Source organism: Enterobacter sp. kpr-6 (genome assembly GCF_900116015.1).
Classification (GTDB): domain Bacteria; phylum Pseudomonadota; class Gammaproteobacteria; order Enterobacterales; family Enterobacteriaceae; genus Enterobacter_D.
On record NZ_FOYH01000001.1, the window covers coordinates 870830 to 889489 of the forward strand.

18 protein-coding genes are annotated in these 18660 nt (G+C 56.2%); 8 read left to right on the forward strand and 10 right to left on the reverse strand.

Annotation, left to right across the window (positions count from 1 at the left end; genetic code table 11):
• Positions 1 to 222 precede the first annotated feature (222 nt).
• The 9 genes from BM373_RS04130 to BM373_RS04175 form a co-directional block, all read right to left on the reverse strand.
• Complete coding sequence (locus BM373_RS04130; protein ID WP_090459738.1) at positions 223 to 2157, reverse strand: exoribonuclease II; 1935 nt, start codon at positions 2155 to 2157, stop codon at positions 223 to 225.
• An 81-nt stretch (positions 2158 to 2238) separates the two neighbouring features.
• Positions 2239 to 3393 carry a CMD domain-containing protein gene (locus BM373_RS04140; RefSeq protein ID WP_090459743.1) on the reverse strand — a complete coding sequence of 385 codons (1155 nt, stop codon included), beginning with the start codon at positions 3391 to 3393 and terminating at the stop codon, positions 2239 to 2241.
• 169 nt (positions 3394 to 3562) lie between these two features.
• Positions 3563 to 4351, reverse strand: coding sequence for an enoyl-ACP reductase FabI (gene fabI, locus BM373_RS04145; RefSeq protein WP_090459745.1), 789 nt, complete (start codon positions 4349 to 4351; stop codon positions 3563 to 3565).
• A 194-nt stretch (positions 4352 to 4545) separates the two neighbouring features.
• On the reverse strand, positions 4546 to 5352 hold the full coding sequence (gene sapF / locus BM373_RS04150; protein ID WP_090459747.1) for a putrescine export ABC transporter ATP-binding protein SapF: 807 nt from the start codon (positions 5350 to 5352) through the stop codon (positions 4546 to 4548).
• A gap of 1 nt (position 5353) precedes the next feature.
• Positions 5354 to 6346, reverse strand: coding sequence for a putrescine export ABC transporter ATP-binding protein SapD (gene sapD, locus BM373_RS04155; RefSeq protein WP_090459748.1), 993 nt, complete (start codon positions 6344 to 6346; stop codon positions 5354 to 5356).
• Positions 6346 to 7236, reverse strand: a complete 891-nt coding sequence (gene sapC, locus BM373_RS04160) for a putrescine export ABC transporter permease SapC (RefSeq protein WP_090459750.1) — start codon at positions 7234 to 7236, stop codon at positions 6346 to 6348. Before sapC ends, sapD begins: the two co-directional genes overlap by 1 nt.
• A complete protein-coding gene (gene sapB, locus BM373_RS04165) occupies positions 7223 to 8188 on the reverse strand; it encodes a putrescine export ABC transporter permease SapB (RefSeq protein WP_090459753.1) in 966 nt (321 codons plus the stop codon). Before sapB ends, sapC begins: the two co-directional genes overlap by 14 nt.
• Positions 8185 to 9825 (reverse strand): ABC transporter substrate-binding protein SapA, encoded by a 1641-nt coding sequence (gene sapA / locus BM373_RS04170; RefSeq protein ID WP_090459993.1) that lies wholly within the window; start codon positions 9823 to 9825, stop codon positions 8185 to 8187. The genes sapB and sapA overlap by 4 nt, the downstream gene beginning before the upstream one ends.
• Before the next feature lie 90 nt (positions 9826 to 9915).
• Positions 9916 to 11307, reverse strand: a complete 1392-nt coding sequence (locus BM373_RS04175; protein ID WP_090459756.1) for an MFS transporter — start codon at positions 11305 to 11307, stop codon at positions 9916 to 9918.
• Between the two features lie 135 nt (positions 11308 to 11442).
• On the opposite strand from BM373_RS04175, the gene BM373_RS04180 reads away from it, so the two are divergent.
• Together BM373_RS04180 and yajD are read left to right on the forward strand one after the other, a co-directional pair.
• A complete protein-coding gene (locus BM373_RS04180) occupies positions 11443 to 12366 on the forward strand; it encodes a LysR family transcriptional regulator (protein WP_090459758.1) in 924 nt (307 codons plus the stop codon).
• A gap of 37 nt (positions 12367 to 12403) precedes the next feature.
• Positions 12404 to 12748 carry an HNH nuclease YajD gene (gene yajD, locus BM373_RS04185; protein ID WP_090459760.1) on the forward strand — a complete coding sequence of 115 codons (345 nt, stop codon included), beginning with the start codon at positions 12404 to 12406 and terminating at the stop codon, positions 12746 to 12748.
• Position 12749: 1 nt separating this feature from the next.
• Here yajD and pspF read toward each other — a convergent pair whose 3' ends face one another.
• Positions 12750 to 13724 carry a phage shock protein operon transcriptional activator gene (gene pspF / locus BM373_RS04190; RefSeq protein WP_090459762.1) on the reverse strand — a complete coding sequence of 325 codons (975 nt, stop codon included), beginning with the start codon at positions 13722 to 13724 and terminating at the stop codon, positions 12750 to 12752.
• 167 nt (positions 13725 to 13891) lie between these two features.
• Here pspF and pspA point away from each other — a divergent pair, with 167 nt between their 5' ends.
• The 6 genes from pspA (at position 13892) to BM373_RS04220 (ending at position 18644) form a co-directional block, all read left to right on the forward strand.
• Entirely contained in the window at positions 13892 to 14560 is a 669-nt protein-coding gene (gene pspA, locus BM373_RS04195; RefSeq protein ID WP_090459763.1) for a phage shock protein PspA, read from the forward strand.
• Between the two features lie 57 nt (positions 14561 to 14617).
• Positions 14618 to 14842 (forward strand): envelope stress response membrane protein PspB, encoded by a 225-nt coding sequence (gene pspB / locus BM373_RS04200; RefSeq protein WP_090459765.1) that lies wholly within the window; start codon positions 14618 to 14620, stop codon positions 14840 to 14842.
• A complete protein-coding gene (pspC, locus tag BM373_RS04205) occupies positions 14842 to 15201 on the forward strand; it encodes an envelope stress response membrane protein PspC (RefSeq protein WP_090459767.1) in 360 nt (119 codons plus the stop codon). Before pspB ends, pspC begins: the two co-directional genes overlap by 1 nt.
• A gap of 26 nt (positions 15202 to 15227) precedes the next feature.
• Entirely contained in the window at positions 15228 to 15455 is a 228-nt protein-coding gene (pspD, locus tag BM373_RS04210) for a phage shock protein PspD (RefSeq protein WP_090459769.1), read from the forward strand.
• Positions 15456 to 15651: 196 nt separating this feature from the next.
• A complete protein-coding gene (locus tag BM373_RS04215) occupies positions 15652 to 17337 on the forward strand; it encodes an alpha-amylase family glycosyl hydrolase (protein WP_090459771.1) in 1686 nt (561 codons plus the stop codon).
• Between the two features lie 14 nt (positions 17338 to 17351).
• Positions 17352 to 18644, forward strand: a complete 1293-nt coding sequence (locus BM373_RS04220) for an ABC transporter substrate-binding protein (protein ID WP_090459773.1) — start codon at positions 17352 to 17354, stop codon at positions 18642 to 18644.
• Positions 18645 to 18660 lie beyond the last annotated feature (16 nt).

Genomic DNA, 18660 nt, shown 5'->3' on the forward strand with positions numbered 1-18660 from the left:
TAAAACAGTGCAGAACGTGTTGTTTTTTCTTGCGTTATTATATTAAAACGACTCCGGTTAAAATGCATAGCCAGCGATTAAAAATTCCTCGCTAAAGGAATGATTATGCAGATACGCCTGATTTAAGTGTGGACGTTTTTAACCGTTTTAGTGAGTCAAATCGAATAATTGCACAACAGAAGAGAGATTGACGGCCTGACAGAATGCCAGGCCGTCACAGCATTAGGCCTGTGGACGGGCGATAACGCTGCGAGTTTCCATACGGACTTCAGCAATGGTCACATCAATAACGTCTGTTACTTTGTAAACCGTTTCGCCTTTGATCTGCACCGTGCCGCTTTCCTGGCTGCACACCAGTTCATCGCGTACCGCATGCAGGAACGGGGCAGGGATAAATGCCACCGCGCCGTTATCGATCAGGCGCACACGCATCCCGCCCCGGCTGATATCAATAATTTCAGCCGCAAAACGGGTATCGGTACCCGCTTTGTCTTTCAGGAAACGGGCATACAGCCAGTCGCCGACATCGCGCTCAGCCATACGGTTTAAGCGGCGGCGCTCGGCCATTTGCTGTGTGATGTCGTCCGCCGGACGCGCAATGCTCTCGTTTTTAACGATCGCTTTGAGCAGGCGGTGGTTGATCATGTCGCCATATTTACGGATAGGGGATGTCCAGGTTGCATAGGCTTCAAGTCCCAGGCCAAAGTGCGGGCCCGGCGCGGTGCTGATTTCCGCATACGACTGGAAACGACGAATGCGACTGTCGAGGAAACCAGACGGTTGCGCATCCAGTTCGCGGCGCAGCTTGCAGAAACCTTCCAGCGTCAGCACTTCTTCCGCATCCACATGCATGCCGTGCGTCTTCAGCAACGCCGCCAGCGCTTCACCGTTAGCCGGATCGAAGCCCATATGAATGTTGTAGATACCAAAGCCAAGTTTATCGCGCAGCACGCGGGCGGCGCAGATGTTGGCAGCAATCATCGATTCTTCAACGATGCGATTGGCGATGCGGCGCGGTTCAGCAACGATGTCCAGCACTTCGCCTTTTTCACCCAGCACGAAGCGGTAGTCAGGACGATCTTTAAACACCAGCGCATGCGTGGTGCGCCACTCGCTGCGGGCGAGGCAGATGCGGTGCAGCAGACGGATCTGCGCGGCAATCGCTTCGCTTTCCGGCGTCCAGCTTCCGGTCCCTTCCAGCCAGTCAGAAACTTCGTCGTAAACCAGTTTCGCTTTCGACTGAATAGTGGCGGCAAAGAATTCAATATTATCTTCGATGGTGCCGTCAGCGCTGATGGTCATACGGCAGACCAGAGCAGGGCGCAGCTCATTGGCCCGCAGTGAGCACAGATCATCGGAGAGTTCACGCGGCAGCATCGGGATGTTAAAGCCCGGCAGATAGTTGGTAAACGCGCGGACTTTGGCGATGTTATCCAGCGGACTGTCCTGGGCGATCCAGGCGGTCGGATCGGCAATGGCCACGGTCAGTTGCAGTTTGCCATCGGCCAGCTCCTGCGCATACAGCGCATCGTCCATATCTTCGGTGCTGGCGCTGTCGATGGTCACAAAGTCCAGCGCGGTCAGATCGACACGCTCCAGGTCTTCATTGAGCATTTCCGTCGCCGCGCCGTTTGGCGCTTCTTTTTCAAGATTATGGCGGGCAAGAGTGACCCACCACGGCACGAAGTGATCGTCACCAAAGGTAATAAACTGGGTCATTTCGGCGTAAAAACCACGGTCGCCTTTCAGCGGGTGGCGACGCATTTCAGCGACTGCCCAGTCGCCTTCTTTAAAATCATGCTCCACACCGCGCGCGGCGCGGCAAGGGATAGCGTCTTTCAGCAGCGGATGATCGGGCACGATAGAAAGGCGATCGTTCTTGCCCTGAACCCGGCCAACAAAACGCGTCAGGAACGCTTCAACCAGCTCTTCCGGCTCGGCGGATTCACGGTCTTTATCGCTGTGGATCACGGCGACAATGCGGTCACCGTGCATCACTTTTTTCATCTGCGGCGGGGGAATGAAGTAGCTTTTTTGTCCGTCGACTTCAAGGAAGCCAAAGCCCTTTTCCGTGCCTTTCACGACGCCTTCAGCGCGCGGCGTCTGGGAATGAAGTTGCTGTTTAAGCTGCGCGAGCAGCGGGTTGTCCTGGAACATAATTTTGTATTTTCGTGGCCATAAGAGCGGCTGACAGTTTTACGCGAATCTGGGTGTCGCAGCAAGCGCTGTTTCGCCAAATCAGACCTCGCCAAGCCCGATTTTAAGACGATTAAGCCAGCCGCATACGCCGCTCCAGACGAGTAAATTCACCGCCTGCTGCGTGGAAAATCCCTGTTCCACCAGGGGATTAAATTGCGCTGCGCTAAAGCGGTCCGGCGCACGGGTGATCAGCAGCACGGCCTGAACCACCGCCTGGGTTCGGGCATCTTTTTGACTCCAGCGTAAAATCGCCTGTTCGTCCTGGCGCAGGCCGCTCAACAATGCTTCATCCGCCGGATGCGCGCGCTGTTGCTCATCGAAACAGTGTGCGCTGCCATTGATGCGGGCGGTCAGCAGCGCGGCAAGCTGGCGCATTTGGGGATCGAGTTCGGTATGCACATCGCTTAACAAAATTGCGCCGAGGGCATTCAGGCTCCAGGGCTCATGGGCCAGCGTCGGCGTGAGAACCGTGAGTTCAGGCTGCGGTTGCCACTGAGCCAGCGCTTCCAGTTGCCCGGCGCTGGCATTGCGCAGCGCAACGGTTTCCAGTGCAGGTGACCAGCCAATGTCGCTGCGGGCAAATGGCGCAGGAGGCGCATCCTGTTGCATTTCCATGCCCGGCAGCCAGCGCACGGGCTGGCGCAACATAGCCTGAAAGGTAGCGATGGACCGCGCCTGAAAACCGATAAAACCAATAATCTGATTCATCAGAATAATGTCATCGCAGGTTAGTCCCACGTCGTCCAGATGCTGGCGGGCGCGGCTGTCGATAACATGCGGTGAACTGGCAAGCTGGCGGGCGTACTGCGTAATCTGTGCCAGACGGTGATTGCTTTCACGGGAAGAATCTGGCCCCGGCAGGGGGGCAAGACGTGCGGCGTAGTGGTTGCATAAGCGCTGGACGCCGTATACCTGTGCCACCGTCAGCGCGGTGCTCAGACGATCGTAGGCGCTAAAGGTGCGTAACCGGCTGACCGGAACCTGCGGCGGAAAAAGGCGCGTGCACAGATCGCGGGCGGGTTGTAGCCAGGACTGACAGGCACTGAGGCTCTCTTCAGGCAACGCCAGATCCAGTAAAAATCGGTCGGCTACGCGTGCAGCGTCGGGAACGAGCGGAAGCGCGGGTGTCTGGCCGGTACTCGACTGGGTTTCATGATACCAGTGGCTTTTGCCGGAAAAACGACGTTGCTCCATGGGCTTTCCTTGATCTGATGTGACGACCCGGAACAGCACGGTGCGCCGGATCTTTTTCGCAGCATTATCCTGGCGTAAGCGGGAGAGGGGATGAAAGATTGTTGAGTGATATCAAAGATCGTAAAGGAATATAAAACACCCCTTCCGGGCGGAAGGGGTGTGGGGGGAATTACTTCAGTTCCAGCTCGTTCATTGCCGCGATGCTAAAGCCGCCGTCAACGTGAACCACTTCGCCAGAAATACCGGCAGAGAGGTTAGAGCACAGGAAGGCTGCGCTGTTGCCCACGTCCTCGATGGTGACAGTGCGACGGATCGGGGTGACCGCTTCGCAGTGTGCCAGCATTTTACGGAAGTCTTTGATGCCAGATGCCGCCAGCGTGCGGATCGGACCTGCGGAGATACCGTTTACGCGGATGCCTTCCGGGCCCATGGCGTTCGCCATGTAACGCACGTTGGCTTCCAGAGAGGCTTTTGCCAGACCCATCACGTTGTAGTTCGGGATCGCGCGCTCAGCACCGAGGTAAGAGAGGGTCAGCAGCGCAGAGTCCGGGTTCAGCATGGAGCGGCAGGCTTTCGCCAGCGCCACAAAGCTGTAGGAGCTGATGTCGTGCGCAATCTTAAAGCCTTCACGGGTTACGGCGTTAACGTAGTCGCCGTCCAGCTGGTCGCCCGGCGCGAAACCGATGGAGTGAACGAAACCGTCGAATTTCGGCCAGCTTTTTGCCAGTTCGGTAAACAGCGCTTCGATGCTCTCATCTTCTGCCACGTCGCACGGCAGAACAATGCTTGAACCCAGTTCAGCGGCAAACCCTTCCACACGGCCTTTCAGCTTATCGTTCTGGTAGGTGAACGCCAGTTCTGCGCCTTCGCGGTGCATAGCCTGTGCAATACCGTAGGCAATGGAGAGTTTACTGGCGACGCCAGTGATCAGAATGCGTTTACCGGTAAGAAAACCCATAGCTTTGAATCCTTATAGTTTCTGCTAATTTTATGGCTTAATAATCATAGTGATACGCTTATTAAGTCACAATTATTCAACACTAAATTGAAATTATATCTCACTCGTGACCTAATCTGTCACGTTATTTTTCCGCAAGACCCATTGACTGCCTAACCCCTCACCGCTGATCGGATTAGACGTCGCGGCAATACTCAGCGATCTTTGCGCCACGCATCGGCGGTAAGCGCCTCACCAAAATGACCGGCAATCAGACGCCGCGTCAGTTCATGCAGTGGCGCTGACAGCACGTCTGCCGTGCTCCCGCGCTCGACCACTTCACCCTGATGCATCACCAGCAGTTGATCGCTAATGTGCTTCATCATGCCGATGTGCTGGGTGACGTAAATGTAAGAAATCCCTTGTTTTTCCTGCAATTCCAGCATCAGGTTAATTAACTGCGAGCGCATCGACATATCCAGGGCCGCCAGCGCCTCATCCGCAATAATCACTTTGGGCCGCAGGATCAGCGCACGGGCGATCCCAAGACGCTGTTTCTGCCCCGGTGCCAGCATATGCGGGTAATAGCTGGCGTGATCCGGCAGCATTCCCACCATCCGCAGCGTTTCGACAATGCGCTTGCGGCGCGCTTCCGGTTCGAGATCGGTATTTAAGCGCAGCGGGAAGTCGAGAATTTGCGAAATGCGCTGACGCGGGTTAAGCGAGGTAGACGGATCCTGAAAAATCATGCGAATGCGCTGGCTGCGGAACGAGTAATCGCCAAAATGCAGCGGGTGATCGTCAATCAGCAGATCGCCGGTGGTCGGCTCAATCATTCCGGCCAGCATTTTCGCCAGCGTCGATTTCCCGGAGCCGTTCTCGCCAATGATCGCCAGCGTTTGCTTTTCACGCAGGGTAAAACTCAGCGGCTTCACCGCTTCAACCGTCTGACGGTGAAACCAGCCGGTGCGGTAGCGGAATGTTTTGCTCAGGTTACGCACTTCAAGCAGGGTGTCGATCATCTCACTCACGCTCCATGTTGAGGGGGAAATGACAGGCATAAAGATGATTTTTCGCCCCTGTCAGGCGCGGTGTCTCAATGCATTTGCGCTGCGCATAAGGGCAGCGCGGCCCCAGGCGACAGCCAATCGGTAAGTGTTCAAGCAACGGAATGGCTCCCGGCAGGGTGTTCAGGCGGCTTTTATGCGGCATTGCACTGCCAAAATCGGGAATGGCGCGGATCAGCGCCTGGGTATATGGATGGTGCGGCGTGCTGATCAGATCGTCGCTCAACGCCGTCTCCACCGTTTGCCCGCAGTACATCACGTTAATGCGATCCGCCCACTGACTGAGCATTTGCAGGTCATGGCTGATGAGCATAATGGTGGTGTTGTTATTCTGATTAAGCCGGGTGAGCAGGCGGAAAATTTGCGCCTGCGTGGTCGGCTCCATGGCGTTAGTCGGCTCATCGGCAATCAGCAGGCGCGGCTGGTTGGCCAGCGCAATGGCAATCATCACCTTCTGGCACTCGCCGTCGGTCAGTTCATAGGGAAAACTGCGCATCGCGTCTTTATGATCTTTAATCCCCACCCGGTGCAGCAGTTCAATCGCCCGGCGCTTACGCCAGCCGATGCGCTGCCACCAGCGGCCTTTATAGGTCCAGCCGGGGATGTTTTGCATCAGTTGCACGCCAACGCGTTCAGAAGGGTCGAGACACGACTGCGGCTCCTGAAAAATCATCGACACGTTATGGCCGAGCAGCTTACGGCGCTCGCGCGGGGAAAGGCGCATTAAATCGATGTCATCAAAGCGCATACGGTCGGCGGTGACGCGCCAGTTGTCTTTATTGACCCCGCAAATGGCTTTGGCGATAAGACTTTTACCGGAACCGGATTCGCCCACCAGCCCGCGGATCTCACCTTCGGCCAGCGTAATGCTCACCCGATCGACGGCTTTCACCCAGCCTTCGCCCGTTTTGACTTCAATGGTCAGATTGCGGATATCGAGTAACGGCATTATTCCACCCCCGCATTGACCGCGCGGCGGATACCGTCGCCCAGCAGGTTAACCAGCAGCACACTTAACATAATTGCAGCACCGGGAAGCATGACTGTCCAGGGGGCGACGTAAATCAATTCCAGCGCGTCGCCGAGCATCGCGCCCCATTCCGGGGACGGGAGCTGCGCGCCGAGATCGAGAAAGCCGAGCGCGGCAATATCGAGGATCGCCATCGACAGCGCGCGGGTAATTTCTGTCACCAGCCCGGAAGTCATATTCGGCAGCACGGCAAACCACAAAATATTCATCGTCGTCGCGCCATCAAGCCGTGCGGCAACCACGTACTCTTTTTCCAGCTCGTCATGCACCATGCTGTAGACCGAACGCACCATGCGCGGCAACAGCGCCAGCCAGACGGCAAACATCGCGTGGATCAGATGCGGGCCGGAAAACGCCACCACGATAATCGCCAGCAGCAGGGAAGGGATCGAGAGCAGCGTGTCCAGAATATGATTCAGCACCGCCGAACGCAGACCGTGCGTGGCCCCGGCGATAACGCCTAACACCAGCCCGAACAGCGTCGCGGCAAGGGTCACCACAAACGCACCGCCCACCGTCGGGGCCGCACCGCTCAACAAACGGCTCAACACATCGCGGCCCAGATCGTCGGTACCGAGGAAAAAGGAAACATCCCCGTAGCGCGACCAGGAAGGCGGCAACAACTGGTAGCCGAGGAATTGCTGATCGATGCCATAGGGCGCAAACCACGCGCCAAACACGCAAAGCAGCGTCAGGCCCGCGCAGCCGTACAGCCCGATCATCGCCGTGGTGTCGCTGTAAAAATAACGCCAGATGGTACGCAGCGCGCCGGGGGCGCTTTTTTCGCTGTAAATGTTATCGGAGGGCATACCATTCCTTATGTTTCAAAGGGTTCGCCAGTGCGCCCAGAATATCGGAAATGACGTTAACAATGATCACCAGCGCGCCGATGACCATGACACCGGCGGAAATAGCCGCATAATCCTGCTGGCGGATCGCGTTAATCATCCAGCGTCCCAGCCCCGGCCAGCTAAACACCACTTCGGTGATCATCGCCAGCGTCAGCATGGTGGAGAATTGCAGCCCCAGACGCGGGATCACCGGGGGCAGCGCATTGTGCAGCACATGACGGTGCAAAATGGTGAAGCGCGAGATGCCACGGGTGGCGGCGGCTTTAATATAGTTTTGATCGAAGACATCAATGGTGCTGATGCGCATCAGGCGGATCACCTCCGTAGTCGGCGCAACCGCCAGCGTCAGCACCGGCAGGACCATGTGGCGCAGGGCGCTGATGATCATCTCCTCGCGCCACGGCGAATCAGAAAGCCAGGCGTCGATAATCGCAAAGCCGGTGATCGTTTTCACTTCGTAGAGCAGATCAAAACGTCCGGAAACCGGCAGCCAGCCCAGCGTCAGCGAGAAAAACAGTGTCAACAGCAGCGCCAGCCAGAACACCGGAATCGAAAAGCCGAGCAGCGCCAGCGCGCTGATAAACTTATCCTGCCATTTATTACGCGTGATCCCCGCCAGCATACCAACCGGAATGCCGACCACCAGCGCAAACCCAAACGCGAGAATGCATAGTTCCATCGTCGCCGGGAACACCTCTTTGAGCTGCTCAGAAATCAACTGACCGTTAATGCTGGAGACGCCGAAATCCCAGTGCAGCACGCCTGTGAACCAGAATACCCACGCATTCCACAGCGACGCGCCGGACAGCGGCGCATGGGGAGTGAAATAGCTCAGGCTAAAGCCAACAAAGGTCAGTAAAAACAGCGTGACCATTAACAGCAGAAGACGCCGTAGCGTAAAGATGATCATGGCTGAGGGACCTCCTGCTCTTTTTCACGCGAGACGCCCGCGAAAGAGGCGTTACCGAAGGGGCTTAACACCAGCCCTTTAATGTCGTAGCGAAAGGCCTGCAGGCGCAGCGAAGACGCCAGCGGCAGCACGGGCAGTTCACGCGCCAGAATCGTTTGCGCTTCGTCGTAGGCATCAATGCGCGAGGCGAGTTGCTGCGAGGTCAGCGCTTTTTGCAGCACCGCGTCAAATTCCCGGTGACACCAGTGGGCAAAGTTGGTCTGCGAGTCAATCGCCGCGCAGCTCAACAGCGGGCGGAAGAAACTGTCGGGATCGTTACTGTCCGTGGACCAGCCGGCGAGGGTTAAATCGTGGTTCATGTCCATCAGGCGCGCTTCCTGGAAACGGCCTTCAACCGGCACGATCTCAACGGTAACGCCGATCTGCGCCATATCTGCCTGGATCAGTTCTGCGGTTTTGAGCGGACTCGGGTTCCATGCCTGCGAGCTGGTGGGCACCCAAAGCTGGAGCGTCAGATTCTCGATACCCAGCGCTTTTAACTGCTTACGCGCGTTTTCCGGGTTGTATTCGGTCACGGTCGCTTCGCTGTCGTAGGCCCAGGACGCGCGCGGCAAGATCGACGCGGCGGTTTCGGCGGTGCCGTAATAGATCGACTGCATCAGACGCTGGTTGTTGATCGCCAGCGCCAGCGCGTGCCGCACCTTCGGGTTATTCAGCGGTGGCTTATCGGTATTAAACGCCAGATAGGCGATGTTCATGCCGGGGCGCAGCGTCAGGCGCAGGCGCGGATCGTCACGTAAAATGGTCAACTGGCTGGCGGCAGGCCAGGCCAGCACATCGCACTCGCCGGTCAGCAGTTTGGACAGACGCCCGGTGCCGCCGGAGCCTAAATCCACCACCACCTGCGGCATCAGCGGCTTACCGCGCCAGAATCCGGGGTGTCGCTGCAGGCGAATGTATTGCCCGGCGCGATATTCATTTAACTGGAACGGCCCGGTGCCGACCGGCTGGCGGTCGATCATTTCCTGACGATCTACCTTCGCCAGATTGGTCGCATATTCAGCCGACATCACCGACGCGTAGTGGGTGGCCAGATGCCATAAGAATGAAGCATCGGGATTTTTTAAGCGGAATTCCACCGTGCGGCTATCGATTTTGCGCACGCTCTCGACGGTGTCAGCAAATTGCAGACTGTCGAAATAGGGGAAACTGTCGCCATTGATGTTGTGCCACGGATGATGGCGATTAAAAATGCGCTGAAAAGTGAACACCACATCGTCAGCATTCAGTTTGCGCGTCGGGTTAAACCACGGGGTATTCTGAAAGGCGACGTCATTACGCAGGCGGAAACGGTACGTTGCGCCGTTGTCCAGCACCTCCCAGCTTTCCGCCAGTTCCGGCACCAGCCGGTAAGTATAAGGATCGACATCGAGCAGGCGATCGTAAAGCTGAGCCGCCAGCGTATCGACAATCAGGCCGCTGCTGGCTTTTTGTGGATTAAAGGTGTTGACCTGACCACTGACGCAGTAAACAAACCCGCTGTCACGAATATCGTTAGCCGCAGGGACGGGCGCAGCCTGGCCCAGTCCGCTAAACAGGCCGACTGACATCAGGAGGGTCGAGAAAAGTAGGCGCATAAGTTCTTTGATTTTAAGACCGATCTGCAAAGTGTATCGCACTTAGCGCCGTGAGGTAAAAATGTCTCGTGATAACTGGCTTAAAAGTCATCAAACAGGTGAATGTCGCGTCCGCGAGAGACTTAAAAGAAGGGCGCAAATCGTCGCCGCAACCGCCACCCACAAACTCAGATGCACGGCATGTGCTTCCTGAGCGTGACCCGCCAGGCTTAACAGTGCGCCCACCAGCGCCGCGCCCAGACACTGCCCGAAGGTGCGCATAATGGCGAGCACCCCGGAGGCGTAGCCGCTGTGCGCCCGCGACGCGTTCGCCAGCATCTCCCGGTTGTTCGGGCTCTGGAAAAAGCCAAAACCTAAACCGCAAACCAGGCTGCGTACGCCGATATCCCAGACGTTAGGATCGGCGGGAAGCAGCGCGAGCAGCACCAGTCCCACGGCAAACAGCCCAAGACCGAGAGTGGAAATCACCGCCGGGGGATGACGGTCAGCGAGACGGCCAGCCCACGGCGCGGCGAGAATAATCCCCAGCGGCCAGGGGGTAAACAGCAGCGCCGAGGCAAACGCGCTGTAGCCATACACGCTCTGAAACAGAAACGGCAGCGCCACAAACGTCATGCCCTGACTGACAAACGAGGCCAGCGAGGTTAGCGCCGCCAGTGAAAAGCGTGCCGAAGCGAACAGCGCGGGCGGCAGCAGCGGTTTCGGAATACGGAGTGAATGCCAGGCAAACGCGCCGCCGGAAACCAGCGCAATCAGCGCATAGACCAGCGCGTTCATCGTGTGTTTTCCGGGACTGGAAAAGGCTTCTGCCGTCATGATCAGCGCCCCAAGCATCAGCGCGGAGAGCACTGCCCCCGCCACATCAAAGGGTTCGCGCCCGGATAACGATGCGGCAGGGATCACCCGTCGCGCCAGCAGCAGGGCGACCAGCCCAAGCGGGAGATTAATCGCAAACAGCCATTGCCAGCCCAGCGTGGAGAGCAGCGTCCCGCCCAGCAGCGGCGCAATCGCGGTGCTGGCGGCGATTAAAAGCGCATTGAGCCCCAGAATGCGCCCCAGAAGCCGGTTGGGATAGACAGATCGCAGGATCGCGGGCGCAATACTCAGCGTTGCCGCGCCGCCGATGCCCTGCAAAATCCGAAAGCCCGTCAGCATGGGGAGCGTTGATGAGAGCGCACAGCCCAGTGACGCCAGGGTAAATACGCCAAGCCCAAAGACAAACAGCGCCCGAAAGCCAAAACGGGTGCCGAGGGCGGCAAAAATAGCCAGCGTCATCGCCGCCGAAAGCAGATAACCGTTCGCCACCCACACGGCGGCCTGCGCGGTGACGTTGAGCGCGCGGGCGATTTGCGGCAGCGCAATGTTGACCATCGCCCCGTCAAACACCGCCATGGTGGTGGAGGTCATCACGGCGATGGTTGCCAGCCGGCGTTCTCGCCCGCTCAGGCCTTCATCGCCCGGTTTATCGCTAAAAAGTTCCATGCAGAGTGCCCTGTCATTACTGTCGATGTGCTGACTATAGCCCTGGCACAGATAAGGCGGAAGACGCAGCAGTTGCAGTTATAACCTGCACCAGACGCCTTCCCAAAATGGCCGGGAACAGGCTAGTATTGCGCCATGAACGAACCCGATCTGAATCTTCTTATCGCTCTTGATGCGCTGCTGGCTGAAGGCAGCGTGGCGGGCGCTGCGCGCCGACTGGGACTGAGCGCATCGGCAATGAGCCGCACGTTAAGCCGTCTGCGGGCGGTGACGGGCGATCCGCTGCTGGTACGCGCCGGACGCAATATGGTGCTGACGCCCTTTGCCGACAGCGTGCGTGAACGCTCGCAGCAGACGCTGGCGGATGCTCTGGCCGTACTCCGGCCCGCCACAACGGACATTGATCTTTCCACGTTTAACCGCACCTTTGTGCTGCGGGCGAACGACGGTTTCGTGGAAGCCTTTGGCCCGACGCTGATTGTTTCGGCGGCAAAACGCGCGCCGAACGTGCGCTTACGCTTTGCGCCCAAGCATGAAAAAAGCGCGAAACCGTTACGTGAAGGGCTGGTGGATCTGGAGATTGGCGTACCTGGCGAAATGGGGCCGGAAATCCGCCTGCAAACCCTGTTTCGCGACCGTTTTGTCGGGGTGGTGAGAAACGATCATCCACTTGCGGCAATGCCGACGGTGACGATTGAAGAGTACATCGCCCAGGCGCACGTGGTGGCCTCGCGGCGGGGCCGACAAACCGGGCCGGTAGACGATGCGCTGGCGGCGCTGGGGCTTGAGCGCCATATTGCCGCCATCGTGCCGGGCTTCCCGGCGGCGCTGGCCGTGGCGCAGGCTTCGGACCTGGTAGCGCTGGTTCCGGCATCGTTTCTGCTGGCCGCGTCGGGCAGGGCGCTGCACGTTTTTGAACTGCCGCTGACGCTGCCGGGGATTACCGTGGCGCAGATGTGGCATCCGCGTTCACAGGTCGATCCGGCGCACCGCTGGCTGCGCGAGTTTGTGCTGGAAACCTGCCGCAATAATTGGCCTGAGCCGCGCGTTAGCTTATGATGGCGGGATAACCTCTGCACATGTAAGGACTGCCGTTATGGCTATCATTCCGAAGAATTACGCCCGTCTGGAAGTGGATTACCGCGAGCGCGCGCTGAAGATTTACCCGTGGGTTTGCGGACGCTGTTCACGCGAGTTTGTGTACTCCAATCTGCGCGAATTAACCGTGCACCATATCGACCACGATCACACCAATAACCCGCCCGATGGCAGCAACTGGGAGCTGTTGTGCCTGTTCTGCCACGATCATGAGCACTCCAAATACACCGAAGCTGACCAGTACGGTTCTTCCGTAGTGGCCGGGGAAGATGCGCAAAAAGACGTGGGTGCTGCGACCTACAATCCTTTTGCCGATCTGAAATCAATGCTTAAGAAAAAGTGATTCACAGGGCGTGTTTTTTCAGCAGCGCCCGCAACTGGTGATAGGTTAAGCCGAGTAATTCTGCGGCACGTTTCTGATTAAACTTCGCCTGCGCGAGGCTGGCTTCCAGCAGCGCTTTTTCCTGCTCGTGCTGGAAAGCGCGTAAATCCAGCGGCAGCGCGGGCAGGGTTGAGGCTTCAGCGGGCGCAGAAGGCAGTGGCGGGGCGCGGTGGAAGGGGTCGATAATGATCTCATCGAGCGGCACCTCGCTGGTACCGTGGCGATACACCGACCGTTCCACCACGTTTTTCAGTTCACGAATATTACCCGGCCAGCGGTAATCCATCAGCGTTTCACGCGCACGTTCGGTAAAGCCCGGGAACAGCGGTAACCGCAGTTCACGGCACATCTGGATCGCAAAATGATCCGCCATCAACATGATGTCACTTTGCCTTTCGCGCAGCGGCGGCAGTTGCACCACGTCAAAAGCCAGACGGTCGAGCAGATCGGCGCGGAAAGTCTCATTGCGCACCATCTCCGGTAAATCGGCGTTGGTGGCGCAGACCAGCCGCACGTTCACCTGTAACGGCTGACTGCCGCCGACGCGCTCCAGCTCGCCATATTCAATCACCCGCAGCAGCTTTTCCTGCACCAGCATCGGCGCGGTCGCCAGTTCATCCAGAAACAGCGTCCCGCCATCGGCACGTTCAAAGCGGCCCGGATGCCGCTTTTGCGCGCCGGTAAAGGCTCCGGCTTCGTGTCCGAACAGTTCGGTATCAAGCAGATTTTCGTTCAGGGCCGCGCAGTTGAGCGAGATAAACGGACCGTCCCAGCGCGAGGAGAGAAAATGCAGGCGGCTGGCAATCAGCTCTTTACCGGTCCCGCGCTCGCCGATGATCAGCACCGGCTTATTCAGGGGTGCCAGGCGGGATACCTGCTCCAGCACGTCAATAAAGCTGTTCGCTTCGCCGAGAATATTGTCTTTGTATTCAGCCATGATGAAATTCGCCACTCATTAGTCTATTTCACCACTCTAGCGTAATTCTCCGCTGCGGTAAAATTAATCATAATCAATAAAATCAATGACATGAAAAGTTGGCACGCAGATTGTATTAGTCAGAACACAGGGCCTGGCCCGATTACAGAAAACATGAGGATTTAATTATGGGTATTTTTTCTCGTTTTGCCGACATCGTGAACGCCAACATCAACTCCCTGCTGGAGAAGGCTGAAGATCCGCAGAAGTTAGTGCGTCTGATGATTCAGGAAATGGAAGATACGCTGGTGGAAGTGCGTTCCACCTCCGCCCGTGCGCTGGCAGAAAAGAAACAGCTTTCTCGCCGCATTGAGCAGGCTACCGCGCAGCAGACTGAATGGCAGGAAAAAGCTGAACTGGCGCTGCGTAAAGATAAAGACGATCTGGCGCGTGCGGCGCTGATTGAAAAGCAAAAGCTGACCGACGTTATCGGCACCCTTGAGCATGAAATTACGCTGGTGGACGATACGCTGACCCGCATGAAAACCGAAATCGCCGAGCTGGAAAACAAACTCAGCGAAACCCGTGCTCGCCAGCAGGCGCTGACGCTGCGTCATCAGGCGGCCAGTTCGTCACGCGATGTCCGTCGCCAGCTCGACAGCGGTAAAATTGATGAAGCGATGGCGCGTTTTGAATCCTTTGAGCGCCGTATTGATCACATGGAAGCGGAAGCGGAAAGCCAGGGTTTCGGTAAGCCAAAAACGCTGGATCAGGAATTTGCCGAACTGAAAGCGGACGATGCGATCAGCGAGCAACTGGCTCAGTTGAAAGCAAAAATGAAGCAGGATAACCAATAATAAACATAAAACAGGCGGCATCCGAACGTGCCGCCTCATCACCTGTAAGGAGTACACATGAGCGCGCTATTTCTGGCTATTCCCCTGACCTTATTTGTTCTGTTTGTGCTGCCCATCTGGCTGTGGCTGCACTATAACAACCGCACGTCGCGCGGCGAGTTATCGCAAAGCGACCAGCAGCGACTGGTGCAACTGACTGACGATGCCGCGCGGATGCGCGAGCGTATTCAGTCTCTGGAAGCCATACTTGATACAGAGCACCCGAACTGGAGGGAACGCTAATGACAGGACTTAATCTGAATAAAAAACTCTGGCGTATTCCGCAGCAGGGGATGGTGAAAGGGGTATGCGCCGGGATCGCCCATTACTTTGACGTTCCGGTCAAACTGGTCCGATTGATCACGGTGTTAGCGATGTTTTTCGGGCTGTTTTTCTTCGTCATGGTGGCCTACATCGTGCTGACCTTTGTGCTCGATCCGCTGCCGGAAAATATGAATGACAGCGACGCGATCCCCACCAGCGGTGAACTGCTGGACGCGGTGGATGCTGAACTGGCCGCCGGTGAAAAGCGGTTACGCGAAATGGAACGCTATGTCACGTCCGACACGTTCTCGTTGCGCAGTCGCTTCCGCCAGCTCTGAATTTGCGGGTTAATGAGAGGTATTGAATGACGGATAAATGGCAACGCCGCGGGCAGAAAGTTAAACCTGGCCTGAAGATTGTGGGCAAGTTGGTGCTGCTGACCGCGCTGCGTTATGGCCCGGCGGGTGTGGCAGGGTGGGCGGTGAAATCGGTCGCCCGCAGACCATTAAAAATTCTCCTTGGCCTTCTCCTTGAACCGGTACTGAAGAAAGTCATGCGTAAAGTTTCCACGCGCTATAACCGTCCCTCTTAATTTCCCCCGCCGGGAGGTGGCCATACGCCTCCCGCGCTTCTGTTTTTATCCTAAATTTGCGTTACCTCACAAATATGCGATTAAGTCTGCGCAACTTTTGCCGGGAGGCGCAGTTTCAGCCTTTCGCTGCGTTGACATAAAAATAAAACGGGCGTAATTTTCCGTTCCGTGGTACCGCTCCCATGGAAAAGGTAAAATGCGAAAAATTAAACAACTGCTGGCATCTATTTATGATGAAAAGTTAAACGCTGAGGCCATTGAAGCGTTTATTTCCGTTATCGAAAAGAGCAAGAAAACTATTGCCACCAGGAGAAAAGAAGGGTGGGATGAAACGGACGTTGTGCTAATCACCTATGCCGATCAGTTTCATCATCAGGATGAAAAAACCTTAAAAACGCTCGATGGTTTTTACCAGAACTGGTTAAAAGATACATTCTCTCATATTCATTTACTCCCTTTTTACCCGTGGTCTTCCGACGACGGTTTTTCCGTCATTGATTATCATCAGGTTGATCCGGTTGCCGGTGACTGGTCTGATATTGCCCGCCTGAAACAATCCACCAAATTAATGTTCGATTTTGTCTGTAATCATATTTCGGCAAAAAGCGAATGGTTTAAAGGCTATTTGGCGTGCGACCCGCAATATAACAATTTCTTTATTTCAGAAGATCCCGCTACGGATTTATCCGGCGTGACCCGTCCGCGCGCGCTGCCGCTGCTCTCTCCGTTTACCCTGGCCGATGGACGTCAGGAACACATCTGGACGACCTTCAGCGACGATCAAATTGACCTGAACTTCGCCAATCCTGTTGTGCTGCTGGCGATGGTCAATGTGCTGCTGCACTACCTGCAAGAGGGCGCGGATTATGTGCGTCTGGATGCGGTGGGCTACATGTGGAAGACCGTGGGCACCAGTTGTATTCACCTTGAGAAGACGCATCAACTGGTTAAGCTGTTCCGCGCCATTGCCGATGAAGTCGCCCCCGGCACGGTGCTGATCACCGAAACCAACGTCCCGCACAAAGATAATATTTCGTATCTCGGCAACGGCTACGACGAAGCGCAGATGGTTTATCAGTTCCCGCTTCCGCCGCTGGTGCTGCACGCCGTGCATACCGGCAAGGCCACGGCGCTAAGCCAGTGGGCCGCCTCGCTGAACGAGGGCGCAAAAGGCAACACCACCTGGTTTAACTTCCTTTCCTCCCATGACGGCATTGGCCTGAATCCGCTGCGCGGCATTCTGCCGGAAGATGAAATTTTATCTCTGGTGGAGCAACTGCAACGCGAAGGCGCGCTGGTGAACTGGAAAAACAACCCGGACGGCACCCGCAGCCCGTATGAAATGAACGTCACCTACATGGATGCGTTAAATCAGCGCGACAGCAGCGATGATGAGCGTCTGGCGCGCTTTACGCTGGCCCACGCTATTTTGCTGGCTTTCCCTGGCGTTCCGGCAATTTATATCCAGAGCATTCTGGGTTCGCGTAATGATTATGCGGGCGTCGAGCGTCTGGGATATAACCGCGCCATTAACCGTCAGAAGTATTCATTAACTGAAATTGAAGCGCAACTTAATACGGAAGGTTCATTACGCCAGCGCGTTTATCAGCAATTAGCGCATTTAGTCGCCGTGCGAAAATCACAGGCCGCATTCCACCCGGACAGTCAGTTTACTCTTTCTTCTGAAAATGACGCCGTATTTGCCATGGAAAGATGCAGCGCCAGCGGTGAACGTATTCTTGCGCTGTTTAATTTAAGCAACGCTATTCAGGCATACCCCTTAAGTAATTATGAATTTAATGAATTAATTACCGGTCAGGTAATTAAAGGGGATCAGCTTTATCAAATGCAGCCTTATCAGGTGTTATGGCTTCACTATTAATATAAGGAAATATAATGAATATCTCAAAACCAGCACTGATATCAGTGTTGATAGCCGCTGCTTTGCTTTCTGGTTGTAAAGATGAGGAATCAAAACAGGTCACTATCGAATTTATGCATTCGTCAGTGGAGCAGGAACGTCAGGCGGTTATTACTCAGCTTATTGAGCGTTTCAGTAAACAAAACCCGAACATCGTTGTGAAACAGGTTCCGGTAGAAGAAGACGCCTACAACACCAAAGTGATCACCCTGGCCCGTTCTGGCGCACTGCCGGAAGTCATTGAAGTGAGCCATGACTACGCCAAAGTGATGGATAAAGAAGCGCTGATCGACCGCGACGCGATCAAAAAAGTCATCAGCAATATGGGTGAAGCGAGCTTCTATGACGGCGTGCTGCGCATCGTGCGCACCGAAGACGCCACCGCTTATACCGGCGTACCGATCAGCGCCTGGCTTGGCGGCATCTGGTATCGCAAATCTGCGCTGGAAAAAGCGGGCGTCAGCGAGCCGAAAAACTGGACCCAGTTGCTGGATGCGGCCCGCGCCATGACCCACGCGGAAGATAAAAAATACGGTATCGCGCTGCCAACGGCAGAAAGCGTGATGACCGAACAGACCTTCTCGCAGTTTGCGCTCTCAAACCACGCCAACGTGTTCAACGCGGCGGGGGAGGTGACCGTTAACTCGCCGGAAATGCTCGCCTCGCTCAACTACTACCGCGATCTGGCGCAGTACACCATGCCGGGCTCTAACGATGTGATGGAAATTAAAGACGCCTTTATGAACGGCACCACGCCGATGGCGTTCTACTCCACCTACATTCTGCCCGCCTTCTACAAAGAGGGGACGCCCGCCGATCTCGGCTTTGTGGTGCCGAACGAAAAATCTTCCGCCGTCTACGGCATGTTGACCTCGCTGACCATCACCGCCGGACAAAAAGAAGCGGAAACCGAAGCGGCTGAGAAATTTATCGCCTTTATGGAGCAGGCACAGAACTCCGCTGACTGGGTGCTGATGTCGCCGGGTGCCGCGCTGCCGGTTACCAAAGCAGTCGTGGATACCGACAGCTACAAAAACAACGACGTGATCAAAGCCTTCGGCACGCTGCCCGCTGAGCTGATCGCTCAGTTCCCTAACGTTCAGGTATTTGGCTCCGTCGGTGAGAAAAACTTCACCCGCATGGGCGATATCACCGGCTCCGCCGTGTTGAGCGAAATGGTCAACTCCGTGACCGTGGGCAAAAAAGAGACGAATGCGGCGCTGGATCGTAGTCAGCAGCGCATCGTTGAACTCATGAAACAACACTGACCCACAGGATAAGTTG

Bases quoted from the DNA above. Each gene is read 5' to 3' on its own strand.
- sapA (WP_090459993.1), bottom strand. From the start codon at position 9,825: ATGCGCCTACTTTTCTCGACCCTCCTGATGTCAGTCGGCCTGTTTAGC.
- fabI (WP_090459745.1), bottom strand. From the start codon at position 4,351: ATGGGTTTTCTTACCGGTAAACGCATTCTGATCACTGGCGTCGCCAGT.
- BM373_RS04215 (WP_090459771.1), top strand. From the start codon at position 15,652: ATGCGAAAAATTAAACAACTGCTGGCATCTATTTATGATGAAAAGTTA.
- pspA (WP_090459763.1), top strand. From the start codon at position 13,892: ATGGGTATTTTTTCTCGTTTTGCCGACATCGTGAACGCCAACATCAAC.
- sapD (WP_090459748.1), bottom strand. From the start codon at position 6,346: ATGCCGTTACTCGATATCCGCAATCTGACCATTGAAGTCAAAACGGGC.
- sapF (WP_090459747.1), bottom strand. From the start codon at position 5,352: ATGATCGACACCCTGCTTGAAGTGCGTAACCTGAGCAAAACATTCCGC.
- yajD (WP_090459760.1), top strand. From the start codon at position 12,404: ATGGCTATCATTCCGAAGAATTACGCCCGTCTGGAAGTGGATTACCGC.
- BM373_RS04140 (WP_090459743.1), bottom strand. From the start codon at position 3,393: ATGGAGCAACGTCGTTTTTCCGGCAAAAGCCACTGGTATCATGAAACC.
- BM373_RS04175 (WP_090459756.1), bottom strand. From the start codon at position 11,307: ATGGAACTTTTTAGCGATAAACCGGGCGATGAAGGCCTGAGCGGGCGA.
- pspC (WP_090459767.1), top strand. From the start codon at position 14,842: ATGACAGGACTTAATCTGAATAAAAAACTCTGGCGTATTCCGCAGCAG.
- pspB (WP_090459765.1), top strand. From the start codon at position 14,618: ATGAGCGCGCTATTTCTGGCTATTCCCCTGACCTTATTTGTTCTGTTT.
- BM373_RS04130 (WP_090459738.1), bottom strand. From the start codon at position 2,157: ATGTTCCAGGACAACCCGCTGCTCGCGCAGCTTAAACAGCAACTTCAT.
- pspD (WP_090459769.1), top strand. From the start codon at position 15,228: ATGACGGATAAATGGCAACGCCGCGGGCAGAAAGTTAAACCTGGCCTG.
- pspF (WP_090459762.1), bottom strand. From the start codon at position 13,724: ATGGCTGAATACAAAGACAATATTCTCGGCGAAGCGAACAGCTTTATT.
- sapC (WP_090459750.1), bottom strand. From the start codon at position 7,236: ATGCCCTCCGATAACATTTACAGCGAAAAAAGCGCCCCCGGCGCGCTG.
- BM373_RS04220 (WP_090459773.1), top strand. From the start codon at position 17,352: ATGAATATCTCAAAACCAGCACTGATATCAGTGTTGATAGCCGCTGCT.
- BM373_RS04180 (WP_090459758.1), top strand. From the start codon at position 11,443: ATGAACGAACCCGATCTGAATCTTCTTATCGCTCTTGATGCGCTGCTG.
- sapB (WP_090459753.1), bottom strand. From the start codon at position 8,188: ATGATCATCTTTACGCTACGGCGTCTTCTGCTGTTAATGGTCACGCTG.